The following is a 21,976-nucleotide window of genomic DNA, read 5'->3' as shown; positions in this document are numbered from 1 at the left end:
AAATGTTAAGTTAAAGTCATTATCATTCGATAATAATTATTAATACTATACGAATGATAATAACATAAAAATCTTCCTAAAAAAGTACAAAAAGTGAACAAACTTTGACTAATTTGTGACAAACATCACAGGATATATTATCTAGATTTAAAACGTATTTTGCTAGGACCAATAAAGGGGAATGTATGAATTATTTACTAATTGACAGGGAAAATAAGATATAATTTTCATTAGGAGCTTTTCTTGAGGAGGGGTACAGATGGAAATATGGTCAACTGCAATCTTAGAATTCTTTAAAATAGATTGGGAGACAGTGAAGGACTACTTTTTATCGTTATTAATAACAGCTGTTTTTTCATATATGATGGTTCGATTCATTCGCTTTTTTATCCATCAGTTTTTTAAACGAACAGATATTGTTGACGAAAAAAAAGAAAATACAATTGAAAGTGTTATCCGAAATACTGCAAACTATGTGTTGTTTTTTGTGATCTTTTTCGCAGCAATAAAGCCATTCGTCAGCAATTTAAAAGAGTTTATAATGGCGGGCGGAATTATCGCTGCTGTCATTGGTTTTGGTGCACAGAAGGTAATCAACGATCTTTTGAGCGGGATGTTTATCATTTTTGAACGGACCATCCAAAAAGGTGATTTTATTCATATTAATGAGGAAATTGAAGGTGGCACAGTTGAAGAATTGGGTTTCAGAGTTGTAAAAATTCGATTAATCAACGGGAAGTTAGTGACCATTTCTAATGGAGAAATTCGAAAACTGGTTAATGGTTCTGTTGATATGAGACGGGTTTTTGAAAGTGTGATTGTTTCCTTTGATGAGAATCCTGGAAGAATAAAAGAACTTTTACTGGAGGTTTGTGCACAGTTAAATGAAACCCATAAACATTATCTATTAGTCGATCGATATACTGGTGAATTTCGTGAAGCATACCAGTTATATGGGCTCCACTCATTGGATGTAAGTCCGACTGGCTACAAATTTTCCATTACCGCAACGGTTAAGGATGTAGATTACATAACTGCTGCTAGAGAAACAAAGGAACTGCTGGCACAAACAATGTATAATCACCATGTGAAAATGCCTGCTCAACAAATCGTGATCCAACATGCTGAGACAAGAGAAGTACTTGAACAAAAACAAAACATGTTTAAATCCGAATAAAGACAGAAAAAAAGCTGCATAAGAGCAGCTTTTTTTTATGATGCTTTTTCGACTTTCACATGAGCCTTTTGAGGTCTAAATTCGCCTTCCCATTTTGAAATAACAGCAGCTGAAAGGGAGTTTCCGACAACATTCACAGCTGTTCGACCCATATCAAGAATACGGTCTATACCAGCAATGAATGCTAAGCCTTCAACAGGAATACCAACAGTGCCAAGAGTCGCTAATAATACAACAAACGAAACACCTGGAACACCAGCGATACCTTTTGAAGTAAGCATTAATACTAACATGAGCGTGATTTGGGAACTAATAGGCATATGAATTCCATACATCTGTGCAATGAAAAGAGCCGCTAATGCTTGATACAAGGTTGAACCGTCAAGGTTAAAGGAATATCCAGTTGGAATAACAAATGAGGTAATAGATTTTGGACAGCCGAAGCCTTCCATTTTTTCAATTAATTTTGGTAGGACCGTTTCAGAGCTAGCTGTGCTGAATGAAAGGATTAATTCATCTTTTAATAGCTTAAGCATCCCGAAAAATGGAATACCATGCATTTTTGCGATTCCGCCAAGAACAACAAAGACAAAGAATAGCATAGTTGCATAAACAACAATAATAAGTTTGCCAAGTGGAATAAGTGATGTGACACCAAATTTTGAAACCGTTACTCCGATTAAAGCAAATACACCAAATGGAGCAAATTTCATGATTTGGTTAGTTACATAAAACATGGCATCTGCAGTTCCACGGAAAAAATCCAAAACTGGTTTGCCTTTTTCGCCAACCGCAGCAATCCCGATTCCAAAGAAAACAGAAAAGAAAATAATGGCCAGCATTTCACCGTTCATTAAAGATTGAAAAATATTTGTAGGGACGATATTCACAAACGTATCCATAAAACTGTGATGGGCTACTGTTTCTGTTGTTTCTACGTATTTTGAGATATCTCCTTTAGAGAGCTCACTCATATCAATTCCTTTGCCGGGTTGGAAAAGGTTTGCTGCAACTAACCCTACAATAATAGCAATGGTTGTAACAATCTCGAAATAGAGAAGTGTTTTACCCCCTAGCTTACCCAGCTTTTTCATGTCACCTGTTCCTGCAACACCGACAATGATGCTGGCAACAACGATTGGTATAACAATCATTTTAATGAGTCGAAGGAAGATATCCCCGATCGGTTGTAAATAGGTTTGAACTGCAGGGTTACCATAAAAGATTGCCCCCACTGCAATACCTAAAATTAACCCGATTAAAATTTGAATGGCTAATCCAAACTTTTTCATTTTTTTCACTTCCTTTATTAATATTCTACGAAAATATATCTTATCAAAAAAATCAAAGTTTTCAAATGCAGTAATTGGTAAAATTCATAACTAATAATTCAGAAGATATAGGCTTTTCAATGGATTCTAAAAGTTCGAGGTCCAATTAGAGTGGTTTGTAAATAATTATCTCAAAATACTATTGATTTTGGGGTTTTTATAGGGATTTGAGATAGAATTTTTCCCTAATATTTTCTATTTTTGATTTTATGACAATATTGTGCATTTTTCGGGGCGCGGATTTTTTTAAAAAATTTTTTATGATATTTTCTTAGTTTTTAAAATGTTTCTAAAATATGTCATTTTTATGGAGAAATATTGAAAATATGGTGAATGCAATGTTAAAAGTGGATTGGAATAATGGGAAATAAGGATCGAGGAAATGGATAGTTGAAAAATATCGAAAAATTCCTATATTAATCTAATTAAAGGTGATTACCGCTTGGGGAATAAAAAATGGAAAAGTAATTTTACTATAATGAGAATAATCAGTCAACGACGGTGATCAAAAGAATGGTCATGATTATCTATTAGAAGAATTTTCTAAAAATGGACATAAAAAATAATTTTACATAAATTATCTAGTAAATTTATAATTTATTTGATAGGAAAAATAAAAACATCGTATTAGTTGAATTCACCATTTCTCCGATAAGAAAAATATAAAACCATTCCAATCTTTACTTCAACTAGGTCATCCACGAGTACGAAATACATTAAATTTTTTAAGTCCAAAGAATGAAAAGTTATAAATAATCTTTTGTCATAAGGAGGTGAGACTAAATGTGAGGATATTACCATGTAAAAACCCTCAGGCTCATGTCTGGTAAACTGAGTGCCTAAGGGTTTAAAAGAGGGTATACACCACTCTTCCTTAGTATACCCCCTTTTTTTTATGAATGGAAATGTAATAGTGGGGGGAATTAAATGAAAACGTTAGAAAGGCATGTAATTAACAAAGATACGGCAGCGATTGTTGGAGAGGTGGATCAACACGGTAAATCATATTCTATTGTCTATGAAGGATTAGATACCTTTATAGTGAATATGAGTCCGGTTTGTTTAATAGAACATAGTTTACGTTATTATTGTTCTAGCTTAAAGGGAGCATGTGAAGGGTCTCGTTCTATTTTTGGAGATGTGAATATGCTTCCAATTATTGTTTATTCTCCGCTAGAAATTTACTGGTTTCCTTGCTCTTCCCCGTATCGTCCTGATGGCATATGGTTTGCGCTCAATCATGTTGTCAAATTTGAAAAAATGAATACTAAAAATACGAGAGTTTCCTTAACTTATGGGCATTCCCTTGTATTAGGGATGACAAAACAACGGTATGTAACAAGGCTTCAGAATGCAGCTTGGTTAAGATATATTGATTTGGATCGGACCGGCTCGTTGAGCTTCCTTTTATTATGAACACAATAAAAGAATCCAACAAACCAACGTACCTGAAAATAAGAAGTCAAGACCAATGAAATTTAAGGGAAAAATCGATAGACGATTAATGAATGAAGTTAAACTTAATGATAAACCTTGAAAAATGAGCTTTTGTAACTGATAGGAAATATTAAAAGCTGGAAAGGGAGCCTTAACATTATAATGTAATGAGAAGGCTCCTTTTGAGTACTCTGTTGATTGTAGCATCTGGAGCGGAAATCAACAGACAAATTTAAAACAAACTATAAGTAAAAGAAAAAAAATAAATTAAAAAACCAAGTTGACTTATATGAAAAATATAGTTAACATATGAGTAATCCTTCTTAAACCGCAGTAAATCAGTAGGTTAAATAAGGAATCATAACCAAATAAAAATAGCTGATCAGACAAACTGAAGGCTGTTATCTTTTTTTGAATAAAAAAAGATAGCGGCCTTTTTTGTTTATAAAAAAAGGGGGAAAAACAATGAAAAAGACAAAAAATGTATTTTGGAAGATTGGCGTATTAGTAGCAGTGTTATTAGTGGCACTTGCCGGATGCACAAGCAGTCAAGAAACAAGCAAAGAACAAACAAAAACAACTGACAAAGAGGCTAAAAAAGACCCTGTAGAAATTCTAAATGTATCCTATGATCCAACAAGAGAGCTCTACCAAGAATTTAACGCAGAATTCGCGAAAAACTGGGAGAAGAAAACCGGACAAAAAGTTACAATTCAGCAATCACACGGAGGCTCAGGAAAACAAGCAAGGGCGGTTATTGATGGACTTGAAGCAGATGTTGTTACTCTAGCATTAGCCTATGATATTGATGAAATTGCAAATATCAATCAACAATTAGACAAGGATTGGCAAAAGCAATTTAAGAATAATTCAACACCATACACTTCGACCATTGTGTTTTTAGTCAGAAAAGGGAATCCAAAAAACATTAAAGATTGGGACGACTTAACGAAAGAGGGCGTGTCTGTCATTACGCCAAACCCAAAAACCTCTGGTGGGGCTAGATGGAATTATTTAGCTGCATGGGCTTTTGCAGACAAAAAGTTCAAAGGTGATGAGGAAAAAACAAAGGAATTTATTAGTAAACTATATAAAAACGTAGAAGTGCTAGATTCAGGTGCTCGTGGTTCGACTACTACTTTCGTTGAAAGAGGAATTGGTGATGTGTTAATTGCTTGGGAAAATGAAGCTTACTTAACACTAAATGAATTAGGAAAAGACAAATTTGAAATTGTTAATCCTTCATTAAGTATTTTAGCAGAACCACCAGTTGCGGTTGTAGACAAAGTAGTCGATAAAAAGGGAACTCGTGAAGTGGCAGAAGCATACTTGGAATACTTATATACGGATAAAGGTCAAGAAATTGCTGCGAAAAACTATTATCGTCCACGTAATGAAGAAATATTAAAGAAATACGATGATCAGTTTCCAAAAATCGACCTTGTAAATATTGATGATGACTTTGGCGGCTGGAAAAAAGCTCAAGAAAAGCATTTCCAAGATGGTGGAACGTTTGATCAAATTTATCAACCATAATTAGTAAGAGCGTAAACGAAAAACATAAGGGACCGTTCAAAAAATATGATTTGAACAGTCCCTTTATAAAAATTACGGGTCTTAATTTCAGGGGTGAAATAATGAAAACTCATAAACTGAAATCCTATAGTATATTACCTGGATTCGGATTGTCCCTAGGTTTTACGATTATGTACACTACTATTCTAGTTGTGCTACCCTTATCGATGATATTTATTAATACTTTTACAATGGAGTGGTCCGAGATTTGGGACACCATCTCAGACCCTAGGGTTGTAGCTTCTTATAAATTAAGTTTTGGTGCATCTTTTGCTGCTGCACTCGTCAATGTGATTTTTGGCGTCTTAATCGCTTGGGTGCTCGTCCGCTACTCCTTTCCTGGAAAGAAGATTGTTGATGGATTAGTAGATTTACCTTTTGCCTTACCAACGGCTGTAGCAGGGATTGCTTTAACTACTCTATATTCACCAAATGGGTGGATTGGACAGTTTTTGAACTTTAAGGTGGCTTATACCTCATTAGGTGTAACAGTAGCACTTATATTTATCGGCCTTCCGTTTGTTGTGCGAATGGTGCAGCCCGTACTACAAAATTTTGAACGTGAGGTGGAAGAGGCATCCACAAGTTTAGGTGCTAATCGCTTACAAACCTTTACAAAAATTATCTTTCCGGAATTGCTGCCGGCAGCATTAACCGGATTTGCCCTTGCGTTTGCAAGAGCAATTGGTGAGTACGGCTCGGTGGTGTTTATTTCAGGAAATATGCCGATGAAAACAGAAATAACCCCACTTATGATCATGACAAAGCTTGAACAATATGACTATGCTGGTGCGACCGCAATCGCAGCGGTTATGCTGCTGTTCTCATTTGCTTTATTATTAACGATTAATCTCTTTCAATGGTGGATGAATAAACGTTATGCAAACGATTAAGGAGGAATAATTAAATGGCAGGACATATTCCGCTTCAGCATACGAACACACCACTGCCAAGCACTAGTGCCACAACGGAACCGAAAGTTGTTCGTTGGTTGTTAATATTAGTGGCGGTGGCCTTTTTATGTTTATTTTTACTATTACCGTTAATTGCTATCTTTGTTAAAGCCTTTGAAAAGGGGATAGAAGTTTATCTTGCTTCAATTACCCATCCAGATGCTTTGTCAGCAATCAAACTGACCCTAATCGTTATTCTAATTGCGGTTCCATTAAATACGATTTTTGGAGTGGCTGCAGCCTGGGCGATTACCAAATTCCAGTTCAAAGGGAAAAGCTTGTTAATTACAATAATCGATCTCCCGTTTGCTGTATCTCCTGTTATTGCAGGTTTAGTCTTTATTCTTTTATTTAGTTCCCATGGGGTTTTTGGTCCTTGGTTATTTGAGCATGACCTCAAAATCGTATTTGCGCTTCCTGGTATCGTTTTGGCAACCGTATTTGTTACGTTTCCATTTGTCGCCAGAGAGCTTATTCCATTGATGCAAACACTTGGTCAGGCCGAGGAAGAGGCTTCGATTACGCTGGGGGCGAGCGGTTGGAAAACCTTTTTATACGTTACACTTCCAAACATGAAATGGGGCTTATTATACGGAATGATCTTATGTAACGCCAGAACAGTAGGGGAGTTTGGAGCAGTGTCGGTCGTTTCCGGACATATTCGCGGGATGACGAATACGATGCCGTTACATATAGAAATTTTATACAATGAATATCAATTTTCAGCTGCGTTTGCTGTTGCTTCGTTAATGTCTATTTTGGCGATTGTCACCTTAGCAATCAAAAGTTATATAGAGTGGAAGGCTAAGCAACAAATGAAAGGGGAGGGCGAGGAATAGATGAGTATTCATATTAACAATATTTCAAAATCGTTTGGATCCTATAAAGCACTTGATGATGTCAATTTAACGATTGAAACCGGTGAACTGGTTGCCCTGTTAGGTCCCTCAGGTTCGGGAAAAACATCATTATTAAGGATTATTGCCGGTTTAGAGGTGGCTGATCAAGGCCGCATTTTTTTTGATGCTGAAGACATAACAAAAATTAATACAAAGGAAAGAAAAGTTGGTTTTGTGTTCCAGCATTATGCCCTTTTTCGCCATATGAATGTATTTGATAATGTTGCGTATGGTTTAAAAGTCCGTCCAAGAAGAGAACGACCATCAAAGCAGGAAATTAAAGCAAAGGTTGAAGAACTATTACACTTTGTAAAATTAGAAGCATTCGCCGATCGATTCCCAACCCAGCTTTCCGGTGGTCAAAGGCAGCGTGTCGCCTTAGCACGTGCATTAGCGGTTGAGCCAAAGGTCCTTTTATTAGATGAACCGTTTGGTGCGTTAGATGCGAAGGTTAGAAAAGATCTCCGTCGATGGTTACGCAGACTCCATGATGATTTTCACATAACAAGTATTTTTGTTACACATGATCAAGAGGAGGCGCTTGATGTTGCTGATCGGATCGTGGTAATGAATGAAGGTAGAATTGAGCAAGTCGGTAGTCCTGAAGAGGTCTATGATCAGCCTCAAAATCCGTTTGTTTATGATTTTCTTGGTAATGTAAATATCTTTCCCTGTCGTTTACATCATGGGGTATTAAGCGATGGCAGCTTTTCTATTGCCGCACCCGAATATAAAGACACCGTGAACACGAGTGCGCTTGGCTATGTTCGCCCACATGATATCCATATTTCCAGAGAAGCTACTGCCACTGATACTGTTGCTGCGACTATTGTCCATCTACATGTCGTCGGTCCAATCGTTCGGGTTGAACTAAAAAGAAATGATGGAGACGAGTTCCTTGAAGCTGAAATCACCAAGGAGCACCATCAAAAGTTAGCACTGAAAGTTAAGGATAAGGTGTTTGTAAAACCAAAACAATTAAAGCTTTTTATCCCTCAAGATTACTCCATTTAATAAAATGGAGTTTTTTTGCTACATAGTTTCCGCTTTGTTTTTTCTAAAAGCAGTTCGAATCAATGTAATAAAAAAGAGAAATAAAGGGATGCCAGTTTGTAATGGCAAATGAAGATAAACAGGAACCAGCTTTAAACCGATCTTAATGTGCTCTGCAAAATTCCCGGCTATTTTTTGTGAATAAATGAGAATGCTAAAACCTATTAATAGAAGAAAGTAGTTTTTATGTCTTTTTTTTGAAATGTTAAATACATCAAGTATTTCGGTTAATCCTGCATAAAAAAATATGATGATTTTCATAAACATTCCAAGAATGAGGGTTGCGACAACGATTGCATCTAGCCTTTGGATAAAGTCACCAAAACTTACCTTTGATACGGTTTCAAGTAAAGGGAATTGCGCAGCTGCAGTACCTTCCACGCCTAAAATTGAAATTTCCATCACAATTGTAAAGCACAGAATGAGACCACTACTTATAATCGCCAAAACTCCAACTTTATTTACAAAATCAGGCTTAGTAAGATGGGGGAGGAGCATTGTAAAGACAATCATTTCACCGAAAGGGAATGTATAGGTTTGGCGGAACACTGTCGAGATAATCGGTTTCCAACCACCTTCGAGAACGGGACTCAAATTGCTGAAGTCCATTAATCCAGAAAGGATAGTTACAAGAATTCCGGAAAAAACCAAAAATAACATAGTAAAAAAGATAATTTCACTAGTCCGCCCAATTACTTCTAAACCGCTATATATACCATATATAATCAAGAGGATCATCAAACCGTTTACTGCATATAAAGGAGTAACGTCTAAGGTCGAGGTGATCATCAAATCCCCAAAATCTCTCAAAACCCTGGTGGATATATAGAGAAAATAAAGAGAATAGGCAAGTGCAATAGGAATCCCAATAACTTTTCCGAGAATCTTAGGAAGATAACTAGTTAGCGGGAGATCTGGGTATTGTTGATAAAGGTAACTATAAATGGAAAATAACGGGATTGCACAGACCATACCTAATAAAATCGTTAACCACGCGTCCTGCTTCGCATCTAACCCAAGTCCCACTACAATGGAGCTCCCAAGCTCAAATAGGAACATCAAACAAAATAATTGGAATGGAGTTATTTTAACCTGAATCATTCATTTCCCTGCTTCCTGATCAGTTCTGTTCGCCAATCGTGATTTAAATAAATCAACAATAAGTATCAATAATGGAAGTAATAATCCAAATATAAGGGTGAGAATCGTCCATGCAACGGATACAAACGTATGGAAATAAATAATGTTAGGGAATAGTGAAATTGATAATACTAGGACAATTAAACCAAATGGTAAAGTTAAGATTTTATAGTTTTTTAAATGGAATGTTTGAGCAGTACTCAAAATGAAGCAATAATAAGTTAATGCCGATTTTACAAATAAGGAAATGAAAATAAACGCACCAGCTACGATTTCTATTCTTTGAATGAAATTACCGATTTGAATCTTCTGAGCTAAAATATAAGGTGCATAATTTAATCTGTTCGTTGCATCAGCCCCTAGGACAAAAATCGAAAATAGAGTAATCATCGTGATAAACATCCCACCAATTAAGATGGAAATAAAAAAGCTCTTTTTTATTTTAGAAGGCGTACTGACAAAAGGCGTGAGCATGAGAAAAATGACTAAATTTAAATATGGAATGCCAATGATTTTATATGTACCAAAAAGCACGGGTTCAAGTCCATGTTCGAGCACGGGTGTCATATTTTCTCCTTTAACTTGAGGCAAAAGAAAAAAGAAAAACAATAAAATGAAAAAAACGATGTGCGGAAAAAGCATTTCTGCTGCTCGGGAAAACGGTTCAAGTCCTAGGCGGACGGCCATAATCATAATGATTAAAAATAAAGTTTCTGTTGCCTGAATGGGTGTTTCTGTTAAGACGTGGGTCGTAATAAGATCTCCAGCAATTCTAAGGAAAATCGCTGTTAAAAATAAAAAATATACCGTGTACAGTAAAGATACTAGCCTGCCTAACCACTTGCCTAAGATTTTTTCACAAGTCTGAATGAGTGTTATGTCTGGATTTCGTTCAGCAATTTTTGCAAAAACCATCACAAAAACGAAACCGAGGCAAAGAGACAGTAAAGTGGATAACCAGCCGTCCTGCTTGGCAATACCTGTTACAATCGCAGGAACAATTAAGGTGGCCGTACCGACGATAAACATGATAATTAACATAGAAAATTGTATATTGGAAATTTTACCCTTTTCGATCATCATGAATACCCCACTTTTATGTTAATACGCTTTCGATCCACTTACTTATTGGTGTAAAAATAACAAGAAGTAGGTCAAGGGGATTGGGTAATTCTATTCTCAAAATGACTAATATACATAACCCTACTCCGCATACAAGCAATAAGCTAAAAACAATGATTTCTTTGTATGCCTGTTCTTTAAACAGCTTTGGCAGTTCCATCCATGCCATTAGCAACCCAACAATAACTATCCCCGCCGATGGTATCACTGATTAATCTCCTTTAATGTTATTTAGAAATGATTGGTTTGAAACGCCTGTTCGTCTAATTTTAAATGTGGAATGAGTGGTTACTTTCAACTCAACAAAATGTTGATTCCAATCATTCTTTAGCGTTTTCCAAGCCTTTGGATCGGCACGGTGTATTACCTCTCCAAACCCAAAAATATCAGCTTTTAATTCTTTGGCTTTATTGATAGAGGTTGCTAAGATTTCAGAATTAACTTTATCAACAGATTCCTCTAGCTTTTTAATAGATTCTGGTTTCGTTAGATCAATTTTGCAGGCAACCTCCCCAACATTCGCCTCACCGAAAATTTCTACATGAATTTCTGGATGGCCATTTACTACTTTTCCAGTTACTTTTGATTTAGAACGGATGATTTCGAGAACAATATTTTTATTCCCTGGGCAGGGGATATCCCCAACTGTATTCGTTACATTATCAGTAATATAGTTATATCCTTTGCTTTCTTTTTCATTTAGCCAGCCGATTAATTTATCACTTTTGAAGACGGCAACACCTTTATATTTAAGGCGTGCGTATGGTTCAATTCTTGTTACATTCCCCAGAGATGAGCCTTTATCTACCTTCCCAGTTACTGATATTCCTGTTAGGACCGCATTTTTTCCTTCATTCGTTAAATCACTAATTAGTTCATCCATTTGGATTGCAACGGTTGGTGCCCAAGCCTTTTCCGATGTTTCAAGCGAGGAATGGAGCTTGTTCGCTGGAATTTTTTCTATCGATGTTAAGTTTTGAAGAACATCCTTCGCTTTCACATCCTTTGATACGGCAATATAAAAATCTTTGCGAAATTCAGGATCTCGTGTAAATATCTCAAGTGACTCGGCGATGCCTTCCTTTGCAATTTCTTCGCCAAGAACGAGCATTTGTAAATGTGAAAAATAAAGCTTACGAGGTGTTACGGTCGTCATTCTTCGGATGGCTTCAAATAGATAGTCGCCCTTTTCCGTATAGGTAGTAACAGGTGTGCGCCCGCTCCCCCCTTTTTGTGAGGCAATCTCGCTTGGCTCCACAACCTGGGCTGTCAGCTCGTAGCCCTCCTTACTTTTGTCGATTGACAACGCAACGACTAAAGCAATCTCGTTTAATTCACGGCGGTTCCAGCACCCCGTACTCAAAAGTATGGAAAGAATCATCATCAAAAGAATAAAAACCTTTTTCATTTGATTTCATCCTCGTAGTTCAGTCATGTTTGTTCTGCTTTTCCTTTATTGTTGCTGGATTACCTTGACGCTTCATATTCTTTTGATTAATTAATCTCGGACGAGATAGCATTCTCCATTGAGGCAATCTAATTAAAGTATCTTTCTGATCATCTAAAATAAAAGGTCCAAACGGAGCCATATACGGAATACCAAAGGATCTTAAACTATTTAAATGAAGTAACAAAGCAATTAAACCTAATGTTATCCCATAAAGACCAAAAGATGCCGCTAAAGCCATCATCACAAACCGCAACATCCGTACAGAAATGGCCATGTTGTAGGAGGGAAAGACAAAATTTGAGATGGCTGTAATCGAAACAACGATAACCATTGACGCAGAGATAATTCCGGCCTCTACTGCTGCTTGCCCTAGAACCAATGCTCCGACAATGGAAACCGCTTGACCAACTGCTCTCGGCATCCGTATCCCTGCTTCACGTAAGATTTCAAATGTTACCTCCATAATGATTGCCTCAACAAAGGCTGGAAAAGGAACTCCTTCACGTTGGGCTGCCAAACTTATTAACAATGGAGTAGGGAGCATTTCCTGATGATAGGTCGTTACAGCGATGTAAAAGGATGGACCAACCAAGGCAATTAAAAAACACAAAATACGTAATATTCTAAGCAGGGTTGCAATATCTGCACGCTGATAATAATCCTCTGGAACTTGAAAGCTTTGAATAAATAGGGATGGCACGACAAGAACGAAAGGGGTACCATCAACAATAATAGCAACACGGCCTTCTAGGAGGTTACCAGCAACGACATCAGGACGTTCGGTGTTATATACGGTAGGAAAAGGGGTATACGTTTCATCCTGAATTAGTTCCTCTATATATCCGCTTTCCAATATTCCATCAATATCAATTCGATCTAAGCGTTGATGAACCTCTTCGACTATTTTTTCGTTTACAATGCCTTTAATATACATAACCGCGATATTTGTCTTTGTGACAGTGCCGATCATTTTTTGTTCGCAACATAGGTTTGCATCATTGATTTTTCTGCGTATTAAAGCGGTATTGGTCCGAAAGTTTTCAGAAAAGCCTTCACGTGGCCCACGGACGACCGTTTGCGATGCAGGCTCGGTTACACCTCGATCCTCCCATCCTGCTGTGGAAGCAGATATTGCTCCTTTAAAGCCTTCAATCAAAATAACGGTATTGCCAAATAAAATAGTCGTATAAATGGATTGATGATCTAAGATCTCGCGAATATCCCCAACTTTTAAATTATTGCTTTCCATCCACTTGACGATCGTTCTATTGCTAAAACTATCATGTGAGTGTGGGAGTTCCATAACATCATCCATTAATGATTCCATAATAAATTGATTAATAATCGTCATATCAGCTAACCCATCGGTATAGATTAGCGCCGCTTTCAACCTTTTATCTTTTCCTATTTTGAATTCTCTGATCACAACATCCGTACTTTTTTGAAAGGTTGTTTTCATTTGATGGAGGTCGTAGTCAAAGTCCCCCGTTAGCTCATCGTTTGCAACAAGCGGATTTGAATCGGAGGAGGAATTTTCGTTATTAGGTTTGTTTTTTGAGCTTTTTATTAGCTTTCGAAACGTCCGCATGCTACTTTTCCTTTCCATTACATTTATATTTATAGATTTTCCCTATTTTTGCTCCTTTCATGCTAAATAATTGATTTGGATGAAAAGCTTCCCAATTTACATACCTTAAATTGGATATAATTTAGTTATTATTGTTGCTTTAAGACTTTTCAATGCATCAATGGTTTAAGAGAAAATGCTTGAAAGATGTCAAAATTATGTTATTGTAATAATAATTAAATAATTCCACACTGGGGGTGCCGGAGAATGGCCGGCTGAGATAAAGATCCAAAGTCTTTGACCCTTAAACTTGATCTGGGTAATACCAGCGTAGGGAAGTGTATTCATTTTTTGGTATACATTAAACAGATTCCTATTTGCTGGAGTCTTTTTTTGACTCCAAAATAAGGAAGATGTCAAACCTCCCAGTGTGAAAAACAGGGAGGTTATTTTTTTGCGAAAAACTCAAAAACTGACGGTGACTGCTATGTTTATTGCGATTGGGACATTGACGAGTCACGCATTTTTTATTCCAATCGGAATATCAAAGGTATTTCCAGTACAGCATTTTATTAATGTTTTGTCTGCTATTCTATTAGGTCCCTATTATGCTGTGGCACAGGCATTAGTAGTCTCGATTTTTAGAAATCTAATGGGAACTGGTTCAATCTTTGCTTTTCCAGGAAGCATGGTGGGAGCATTTTTAGCGGCCTATTTATATAAAAAAACGCGAAAGCCGATAATGGCCTTTTTTGGAGAAGTCATTGGGACCGGAATTATTGGTGCAATGCTTTGTTATCCAATATCCACATTATTACTAGGTAAAGAAGCTACTTTATTTGGACTCATACCAGCGTTTATTTTTAGTTCCTTTGCCGGGGCTGCGATGGGGTATGGACTATTAAAGGTTTTCTTGAAAAATCCGGGAACGGCAAAAAAAATGAATGAAGCGGCGACACAACATAGGGGGTAATGAAAAAACAAGGGGTTGAGTTTAATGAAGCATGATTTACAGAAAATCCAAGATCAAGTTGATCAACGAAAAGAAGAGTTACTTGATCTATTGAAAACGTTAATTTCTTTTAAAACACCTGCACCACCTGCAAGAAATACAGCTGAAGCACAAAGATTTGTCTCGCAATATTTACACGATCTTGGTTTTTCCATTGATATGTGGGAAGTTTACCCCAATGATCCAAATGTCGTTGGAACGTTAAAGGGAGCAGATCCAGATAAATGTCAAAGTCTCATTATTAATGGGCATATTGATGTGGCAGAAGTGAGCGCGGATGAAGGATGGGAGATTGACCCTTTTACACCTGTTATCAAGAAGGATGTTGTTATTGGCCGTGGAGCAGCAGACATGAAAGGAGGTCTTGCTGGAGCATTATTTGCGATTCGAATATTACGTGAAGCGGGTGTTGAGCTTCCGGGGAATCTTGTGTTTCAATCCGTTATCGGTGAAGAGGTTGGTGAAGCTGGGACCTTACAATGCTGTAAAAGAGGATATTCCGCTGATTTTGCTTTAGTTGTTGATACTAGTGATTTACATATTCAAGGGCAGGGCGGTGTGATTACCGGTTGGATTACGATTAAAAGTAAGCAATCACATCACGATGCAACAAGAAAAAATATGATTCATGCGGGTGGTGGACTTTTCGCCGCGAATACAATTGAAAAAATGATGAAAATGATCGCTGGTCTTCAAGATTTGGAACGACATTGGGCAGTCATGAAAAGCTATCCAGGCTTTTCACCTGGAACGAATACGATCAATCCAGCAGTAATCGAAGGTGGGCGACATGCTGCATTTGTTGCGGATGAATGTCGCTTATGGATTACTGTCCACTATTATCCGAATGAAAATCATGTACAGGTGACGAAGGAAATTGAAAAGCATTTATTAAATGTTGCTGCCAGTGACCCATGGTTGAGGGAAAATCCGCCAACCTTTGAATGGGGAGGTACTTCAATGATCGAAGACCGAGGTGAAATCTTTCCATCATTGGAGGTTGACCCAGGTCATCCAGCTGTGAATTTACTTGCACAAACCCATCAATTTATTACTGAACATCCAGCAATCCTTGATGTTTCAGCAACGGTTACGGATGGAGGATGGTTTGGAGATGCAGGTATACCAGCGGCAATTTATGGACCGGGTGATTTGCTTAATGCCCACTCGATTAATGAGCAAGTATCTATTACTCAGTTATTAGATTTTACGAAGGTACTCGTAAAGTTTATTTATCAGTGGTGTCACACAGCAAAAACGAAATCAACAAGTGAGGTGACAGCACGTGTTTAGTGAACGGTTATATGAAACATTACAACCTATTTGGCGTAAAAATCATGCTCACCCATTTGTTCAAGGAATGGGAAATGGCTCGCTTGATCCAAAGAAATTCCGTTTTTATATGATACAAGATTATTTGTATTTAATTGATTACGCAAAATTATTTGCACTTGGAGCGGTTAAAGCCACTGATGTAGAGACGATGGGGAAATTTGCTAGACTTCTAGATTCAACACTAAATGAAGAAATGGCATTGCACCGCCATTATGCCTTGAAGTTTGGGATTAGTGAAACCGAACTAGAGGAAGCGAAGCCATCACCGATTACATTAGCCTATACACACTATATGCTTCATGTGGCGAACAATGGGACATTAGCAGAGCTTGTTTCAGCATTGCTTCCGTGTATGTGGAGTTATTGGGAAATTGGAAAAGAGCTAAGTGAAATTCCTGATGCAACGAAGCATGAACTTTTTGGTGAGTGGATCAGTATGTATAGCTCAAACGACTTTGGGCAACTTGCAACATGGTGTATCGAACTAATGGATGAGCTGACGATAGGAAAACCTGAGCATGAGTTAGAAAAACTGGAAGAGATTTTTCTTAACACAACACGATTTGAATATATGTTTTGGGATATGGCTTATAACGAAGAAATGTGGCCGACAGATGAATAAAACAGCTGTTCAGTTTTCAAATGTTACGTTTCATTATCAAAATGGAACAAAACAAAGTTGTGTTCCGATCTTGGAGGATTTTCATCTCGATCTAGTTGAAAATGAATTTGTCAGTATTATTGGTCCGAGCGGTTGTGGAAAAAGCACACTTTTTCGGCTCATCACGGGTCTTGAACAACCAGTAAAAGGTACTGTTTATCTTAATGGTGCGGTCCATGAAACACGTCTTGGTCAGGTCGGCTATATGCCACAACAGGATTTGCTTATGCCTTGGCGGACGATACAACAAAATGTCGTCCTCCCGCTTGAACTTAAAGGGATAAAAAAAAATCTAATTGATTCTCAAATGCTACCACTTTTTGCAGAATTCGGATTGACAGGGGTAGAGCACAAATATCCAAGTGAGTTATCTGGGGGAATGAAGCAAAGAGCTTCCTTTTTAAGAACGATGTTAACGGGTTCAAACGTACTTCTTTTGGACGAGCCATTTAGTGCATTAGATGCAATCACTCGGCTGACTATGCAAGAATGGCTTCTTGAGCAGTGGGAGAAGCGGAAGAAGACGATTTTGTTTATTACGCATGATGTGAATGAAGCATTATTTTTGTCCGATCGAATTTTCGTGTTCACCGAGACTCCAGTGTCCCAGCTGCAGGAAGTAAAGGTTCCGTTAAATCGTCCACGCGCATTATCTGATTTAAATCAACCAGAAATGATCCGCTTAAAAGAGTTTTTAATACATCAGCTCAGGCTGAAGGTGAAGCTATGAAGAAATGGAAGGATTACTTAATACCAACATTACTCATTTTTTTCTATTGATTGTTTGGGAAATAGGGGCGCGCATTGTCGGGATGTCATTTATTCTGCCTTCACCATCAGAGGTTGTTGTGAAACTTTGGGAGCTAAGAAACACCCTATTTCTTGAACAGCTTCCAGCAACCTTACTCATTGTTGTAATTGGTTTAGCTATTTCTATTGTTTTGGGAGTTGGCTTGGCAATATGGATGCATATAAGTAAGTCGATTGAGCGAGCCATTTATCCGATAATCATCGCTTCGCAAACGATTCCAACTATTGCCCTAGCACCTATCTTTGTACTCTGGTTTGGCTATTCCATCTGGAGCAAGGTTGTTGTAACGATATTGATTACCTTTTTTCCGATTGCGGTAAATAGCTTTGATGGATTGAAGTCAAGCAGTAAAGAGCTAAGAGAATTAATGCAGACAATGGGGGCAAGCAAGATAGATATATTTTTAAAATTAGACGTCCCTTCTGCGATGCCGCACTTTTATTCGGGTTTGAAAGTCGCATTTCCGTTAAGTGTCATCGGGGCAGCGATCGGAGAATGGCTTGGGGCACAAGCGGGGTTAGGTTACTTTAGCAGAAGAATGATGACTCAATTTGATGGAGCAGGTGTGTTTGCTCCAATAGTCCTGTTGTCATTGATGGGAATTGTTTTATTTTTACTAGTGAGCATCTTTGAAAAAAGATCATTAAAATGGAGGAAATAATCATGAAAAAATGGATAACAGCTAGTATTTGCTTGATAATGGTTTTAATGTTAGCCGCTTGTGGAGGAAAGAAAGAAGAAGCAAGTACCAATGGGAATGAGAAGGATTTATCAGAAGTAAGCGTGATGTTAGATTGGTATCCGAATGCAGTACATAGCTTCCTATATGTTGCAGAGGAGAAAGGTTATTTCAAAGAAGAAGGTATAAAAGTTAACATTCAATACCCTGCTAATCCAACGGATCCACTAAATTTAGCAGCAGCTGGAAAAGTCACGATCGGCTTATACTATCAACCCGATGTCATTATGGCTCGAGCAAATGAAAATGTGCCGGTTAAAGCAATTGGAGCCATTGTTCGCTCACCTTTAAATCACACGGTTGTGTTAGAAGATAGTTCGATAAATTCACCAAAGGATTTAGAAGGAAAAACGGTGGATATTCTGGGATCCCTCTTAACGAAGCCATTTTATCGACAATCGTAAAGCAAGACGGTGGGGATCCGGAAAAAGTAAAATTAGTTGATGTAGGTTTTGAGCTCGTTTCTTCATTAGCAACGAAAAAAACAGATGCTGTGATTGGGGCATATGTAAATCACGAGGTTCCAATATTAAAGGATAAAGGAAACGATGTTCGTTATTTTGATCCGACAAAATATGGTGTACCTAGTTATTATGAATTGGTTGCTGTCACTGGTGATCAGACTTGGGGAAAAGATCAGGACAAGATCAAAGCTTTTTGGCGAGCGGCATCAAAAGGCTATGAATTTATGAAGCAAAATCCGGATGAAGCGTTGGACATTTTATTAAAGCATCAAGATGAAGCAAATTACCCGCTTGATGAAAAAATCGAAAAAGAAAGCATAAATATTTTGCTACCAAAAATGGGGACAGAGGAAGAATTTGGTAGTCAGGCAAAAAATTCATGGCAAGAAACGGCGCAATGGTTAAAAGAATCTGGTTTGATTAAGGATACGCCAAAAGTCGATGACATGTTTGTGGATTTACAAGAATAATAGTATAAGAAGAAAAGCCACTTCGTCTAAGGAGGGGTCAACGTGGATGATCGTACATTTAGGAGTGCAATGGGGAAATTTGCAACGGGAGTTACGGTGATTACGACTGAGCTAGACGGAACTGTGCATGGTATGACTGCGAATGCCTTCATGTCTGTATCCTTAAAGCCGATGCTTGTTGTCGTGTCAATTGGAGAAAGAGCACAAATGCTTGAAAAAATTCGCAGTAGTAAAAAATTTGCGGTGAACATCCTTGCGCGGGGCCAGCAAGAATTGTCAATGTTATTTGCAGGTCAAACAAAAGAGAAGCGGGATGTGTCATTTGCACGCCTAGGTGATGTCCCTGTTATCGACGGGGCGCTAGCTAATGTAACTTGCGTAGTTGTAAATGAGCATGTCGAGGGAGACCATACTCTGTTTATCGGCAAGGTTGTTGATATGAAAGTGGAAGACGGAGAACCGTTGCTGTATTTTAACGGACAATATCGGTGATATGGAGGGAAAGGCGAAAATGCCTTTCCCTTTTAATATTATTCTTAATCTTTTTCATCATGTGTTGGGTGGGCACCAGGGTATTGCCGAGGCAGATCTTGGTGAAGATTCCGGTTTTCGTATGTGAAATTACTGTAATACTGCTGTCCATCCTGCCACGGGGTACTTTTATTCTCAACAGGTTCATCCGTACCAATTGGAGATCCGTAGGGACCTTCTGGAAATTCCTCGGCTGCTAGAAATTCTTTTTGTTTCTCAATATTTTTTGAATTTGTGTTGTTATAGTTCTTGCCCATAATCCCTTACCTCCAGTTAAAAAGTTGATAAGCTATCATCCATGCGCTACGAAATAAACTTTGCTAATATATACTTAGCCTTCCACCATTTTGTATGAATATGTAAAACATAATGGAGCTATTTAGTCGGTAACATGAAAAAAAATTCGATTGAGAAAGCAGTGATATGATTGTGCTTAATTCTTTTTGCCTATAAAGTTCATCCTACGTTTAAGTTAGTCGTTGCGGCAAACAGAGATGAGGAATATACACGGCCGACTGCAGCCGTGCATTTTTGGGAGGATTATCCTGAAATTCTTGCAGGTCGCGATTTGAAGCTTATGGGTACTTGGATGGGGGTTACAAAAACTGGTCGGTTTGCAGCGTTAACGAACTATCGAAATCCAAATGAAAACACTTCAGGAAAACGAACCCGAGGAGAGTTAGTTGGTGATTTTCTTAAGGGGAAACAACATCCTGAGGAATATTTGCAGATAGTGAAAGGCAATAAGGAGGACTATCCTGGCTTTAACATAATTGTGGGTGATGTCAATCAATTGTTTTATTATTCTAATATTGAGAATGAAATTAGGGAATTATTGCCGGGGATTTATGGATTGAGCAACCATTTACTTAATACACAATGGCCAAAAGTTTCAAAAGGAATGAATGGGCTAGAAAAAATTATAAGTGAAGAGTCAGAGGAAATGGATGAGAGACTCTTGACCCTTTTGCAAAATATCGACCAACCGCAAGATGAAGAACTGCCGAATACAGGTGTATCACTAGAATGGGAGCGCATTCTTTCGCCTTTGTTTATAAAAAGTGAAGGATATGGGACAAGAAGTTCAACAGTATTAAAAATGACTGATAACAAATTTTTATTAACAGAAAAAGTCTATTCCAACGAGAACTTAACTAGTCAGGAGCAATATTTTTCAATTGACCAATAAAAAACAACCGCTGTTTGTGGCGGTTGTTTTCATAAATATTTAGTTTAGAATATTAAACTGTTTGTAATGCTGCATCATATTCGGCCGTTAGATTATCGATAATTGTTTGCACTGGCAGAATATCGTGAATTTCAGTCACTCTTGAACCTGCAAATACAAGACCGTTCTCTACGTCTCCACCAACAGAAGTAAGCAGTGAATCTAATGTACAAAAGCGATGTGAGCAGCTTTTTAGACAATCAATGCATTTCTTAACGCGGACTTTTTTGTTATCGCTAATCGCGTCGGTAAATTGATTGATGAGTGCCCGTCCTTGATAGCCAACCGTTGTTTTAACTAGAACGATATCATCTTCAGAGGCATCAACGTATCGTTGCTTGAAGACTTGTGGTGCATCACATTCAACAGATGCCACAAATCTTGTCCCCATTTGCACACCAGAAGCACCCATATCAAGAGCTTTTTTAATATCAGCACCTGTTAAGATCCCTCCAGCAGCAATGACGGGAATGGAAACCGCTTCTACTACTTCTGGAAGAATGTCAAACATTGGACGGTCAGTTCCTAAGTGCCCACCTGCTTCAAAACCTTCGACGACTACAGCTGCAGCACCAAGTCTTTCCGAAATACGTGCAAGCTTACCTGATGAAACAATCGAAAGTACAGGAATACCTGCTTCTCTTCCCCAAGCATACATATCTCGAGAAATACCAGCACCTGAAATGATAAAATCGACCTTTTCTTCTATCGCTGCTTTCATTTTTTCAGCAAAATCATTCATTGCAAATAATACGTTTACACCAATATAGCCTTTATCTTTAATAAGCTCTTTAGCCCGGCGAATGTGGAATCGCATATCTTCAACTGAAATACCAGTTCCTGAAATAATGCCGATTCCTCCAGCATTTGCAACGGCAGAGGATAGTCCGCTTAATGAAATTCCAATACCCATTCCGCCTTGCATAATCGGAACTTTTGGCGTCATATGTCCTATTTTTAGCTGTGGAAAGTTCAACATAATACCCCTTTTCAAAATAAATAAATAAATTTGAATCCTGTT

The 21,976-nt window shown here is 37.8% G+C and carries 21 protein-coding genes, 1 pseudogene and 1 riboswitch; of the genes and pseudogenes, 14 read left to right on the top strand and 8 right to left on the bottom strand.

The window, feature by feature from the left end; all coding sequences use genetic code 11:
- Positions 1-259 precede the first annotated feature (259 nt).
- Positions 260-1,177, top strand: a complete 918-nt coding sequence (locus RGF10_RS15675; RefSeq protein ID WP_318503563.1) for a mechanosensitive ion channel family protein — start codon at positions 260-262, stop codon at positions 1,175-1,177.
- 35 nt (positions 1,178-1,212) lie between these two features.
- Here RGF10_RS15675 and RGF10_RS15670 read toward each other — a convergent pair whose 3' ends face one another.
- Positions 1,213-2,469, bottom strand: a complete 1,257-nt coding sequence (locus RGF10_RS15670; protein ID WP_318503561.1) for a cation:dicarboxylate symporter family transporter — start codon at positions 2,467-2,469, stop codon at positions 1,213-1,215.
- Positions 2,470-3,435: 966 nt separating this feature from the next.
- Between RGF10_RS15670 and RGF10_RS15665 the strand changes: the two genes are divergently transcribed.
- The 5 genes from RGF10_RS15665 to RGF10_RS15645 all read left to right on the top strand — a co-directional run bounded on the left by RGF10_RS15665 (position 3,436) and on the right by RGF10_RS15645 (position 8,386).
- Entirely contained in the window at positions 3,436-3,924 is a 489-nt protein-coding gene (locus tag RGF10_RS15665) for a competence protein ComK (RefSeq protein ID WP_318503559.1), read from the top strand.
- A gap of 465 nt (positions 3,925-4,389) precedes the next feature.
- On the top strand, positions 4,390-5,481 hold the full coding sequence (locus RGF10_RS15660) for a sulfate ABC transporter substrate-binding protein (protein ID WP_412176740.1): 1,092 nt from the start codon (positions 4,390-4,392) through the stop codon (positions 5,479-5,481).
- 101 nt (positions 5,482-5,582) lie between these two features.
- Positions 5,583-6,413, top strand: a complete 831-nt coding sequence (gene cysT, locus RGF10_RS15655; RefSeq protein WP_318503555.1) for a sulfate ABC transporter permease subunit CysT — start codon at positions 5,583-5,585, stop codon at positions 6,411-6,413.
- 14 nt (positions 6,414-6,427) lie between these two features.
- Positions 6,428-7,312, top strand: a complete 885-nt coding sequence (cysW, locus tag RGF10_RS15650; protein ID WP_318503553.1) for a sulfate ABC transporter permease subunit CysW — start codon at positions 6,428-6,430, stop codon at positions 7,310-7,312.
- Positions 7,313-8,386 (top strand): sulfate/molybdate ABC transporter ATP-binding protein, encoded by a 1,074-nt coding sequence (locus tag RGF10_RS15645; RefSeq protein WP_318503551.1) that lies wholly within the window; start codon positions 7,313-7,315, stop codon positions 8,384-8,386.
- Between the two features lie 18 nt (positions 8,387-8,404).
- On the opposite strand, the gene RGF10_RS15640 is transcribed toward RGF10_RS15645, so the two are convergent.
- The 5 genes from RGF10_RS15640 to RGF10_RS15620 are packed head-to-tail and all read right to left on the bottom strand — an operon-like array spanning position 8,405 to position 13,725.
- Positions 8,405-9,526, bottom strand: coding sequence for a GerAB/ArcD/ProY family transporter (locus tag RGF10_RS15640; protein ID WP_318503549.1), 1,122 nt, complete (start codon positions 9,524-9,526; stop codon positions 8,405-8,407).
- On the bottom strand, positions 9,527-10,648 hold the full coding sequence (locus RGF10_RS15635; RefSeq protein WP_318503547.1) for a GerAB/ArcD/ProY family transporter: 1,122 nt from the start codon (positions 10,646-10,648) through the stop codon (positions 9,527-9,529).
- 13 nt (positions 10,649-10,661) lie between these two features.
- Positions 10,662-10,895: a hypothetical protein gene (locus RGF10_RS15630; protein WP_318503545.1), complete on the bottom strand. Its 234-nt coding sequence runs from the start codon at positions 10,893-10,895 to the stop codon at positions 10,662-10,664.
- Between the two features lie 3 nt (positions 10,896-10,898).
- Positions 10,899-12,095, bottom strand: coding sequence for a Ger(x)C family spore germination protein (locus RGF10_RS15625; protein ID WP_318503543.1), 1,197 nt, complete (start codon positions 12,093-12,095; stop codon positions 10,899-10,901).
- Positions 12,096-12,114: 19 nt separating this feature from the next.
- The gene (locus RGF10_RS15620; protein WP_318503542.1) at positions 12,115-13,725 is read right to left on the bottom strand and encodes a spore germination protein; all 1,611 of its coding nucleotides are present in this window, start codon (positions 13,723-13,725) and stop codon (positions 12,115-12,117) included.
- Between the two features lie 222 nt (positions 13,726-13,947).
- A riboswitch (TPP riboswitch) is annotated at positions 13,948-14,058 on the top strand.
- A 100-nt stretch (positions 14,059-14,158) separates the two neighbouring features.
- On the opposite strand from RGF10_RS15620, the gene thiW reads away from it, so the two are divergent.
- The 7 genes and pseudogenes from thiW (at position 14,159) to RGF10_RS15585 (ending at position 19,688) form a co-directional block, all read left to right on the top strand.
- Positions 14,159-14,677 carry an energy coupling factor transporter S component ThiW gene (thiW, locus tag RGF10_RS15615; RefSeq protein ID WP_318503540.1) on the top strand — a complete coding sequence of 173 codons (519 nt, stop codon included), beginning with the start codon at positions 14,159-14,161 and terminating at the stop codon, positions 14,675-14,677.
- A 24-nt stretch (positions 14,678-14,701) separates the two neighbouring features.
- Positions 14,702-16,009 (top strand): acetylornithine deacetylase, encoded by a 1,308-nt coding sequence (locus tag RGF10_RS15610; RefSeq protein WP_318503538.1) that lies wholly within the window; start codon positions 14,702-14,704, stop codon positions 16,007-16,009.
- Positions 16,002-16,673, top strand: coding sequence for a thiaminase II (gene tenA / locus RGF10_RS15605; RefSeq protein ID WP_318503536.1), 672 nt, complete (start codon positions 16,002-16,004; stop codon positions 16,671-16,673). The genes RGF10_RS15610 and tenA overlap by 8 nt, the downstream gene beginning before the upstream one ends.
- On the top strand, positions 16,666-17,442 hold the full coding sequence (locus RGF10_RS15600; RefSeq protein WP_318503534.1) for an ABC transporter ATP-binding protein: 777 nt from the start codon (positions 16,666-16,668) through the stop codon (positions 17,440-17,442). Before tenA ends, RGF10_RS15600 begins: the two co-directional genes overlap by 8 nt.
- Positions 17,443-17,446: 4 nt before the next feature.
- A complete protein-coding gene (locus RGF10_RS15595; RefSeq protein WP_318503533.1) occupies positions 17,447-18,184 on the top strand; it encodes an ABC transporter permease in 738 nt (245 codons plus the stop codon).
- A pseudogene (locus RGF10_RS15590) lies at positions 18,172-19,196 on the top strand (ABC transporter substrate-binding protein). The gene RGF10_RS15595 and the pseudogene RGF10_RS15590 overlap by 13 nt, the downstream one beginning before the upstream one ends.
- 42 nt (positions 19,197-19,238) lie before the next feature.
- Positions 19,239-19,688 (top strand): flavin reductase family protein, encoded by a 450-nt coding sequence (locus tag RGF10_RS15585; protein ID WP_318503531.1) that lies wholly within the window; start codon positions 19,239-19,241, stop codon positions 19,686-19,688.
- Between the two features lie 44 nt (positions 19,689-19,732).
- Here RGF10_RS15585 and RGF10_RS15580 read toward each other — a convergent pair whose 3' ends face one another.
- Positions 19,733-19,984, bottom strand: a complete 252-nt coding sequence (locus tag RGF10_RS15580) for a hypothetical protein (RefSeq protein WP_318503529.1) — start codon at positions 19,982-19,984, stop codon at positions 19,733-19,735.
- 170 nt (positions 19,985-20,154) lie between these two features.
- Between RGF10_RS15580 and RGF10_RS15575 the strand changes: the two genes are divergently transcribed.
- Positions 20,155-20,916: an NRDE family protein gene (locus RGF10_RS15575; RefSeq protein WP_318503527.1), complete on the top strand. Its 762-nt coding sequence runs from the start codon at positions 20,155-20,157 to the stop codon at positions 20,914-20,916.
- A gap of 52 nt (positions 20,917-20,968) precedes the next feature.
- On the opposite strand, the gene RGF10_RS15570 is transcribed toward RGF10_RS15575, so the two are convergent.
- The gene (locus RGF10_RS15570) at positions 20,969-21,949 is read right to left on the bottom strand and encodes an NAD(P)H-dependent flavin oxidoreductase (RefSeq protein ID WP_318509498.1); all 981 of its coding nucleotides are present in this window, start codon (positions 21,947-21,949) and stop codon (positions 20,969-20,971) included.
- Positions 21,950-21,976 lie beyond the last annotated feature (27 nt).

Origin of the sequence: Bacillus sp. T3 (assembly GCF_033449965.1) — a bacterium.
In the GTDB taxonomy this organism is placed as follows: domain Bacteria; phylum Bacillota; class Bacilli; order Bacillales; family Cytobacillaceae; genus Bacillus_BU.
Note: the sequence above shows the minus strand (reverse complement) of the source record. Positions and strands in the feature narration are given on the sequence as shown.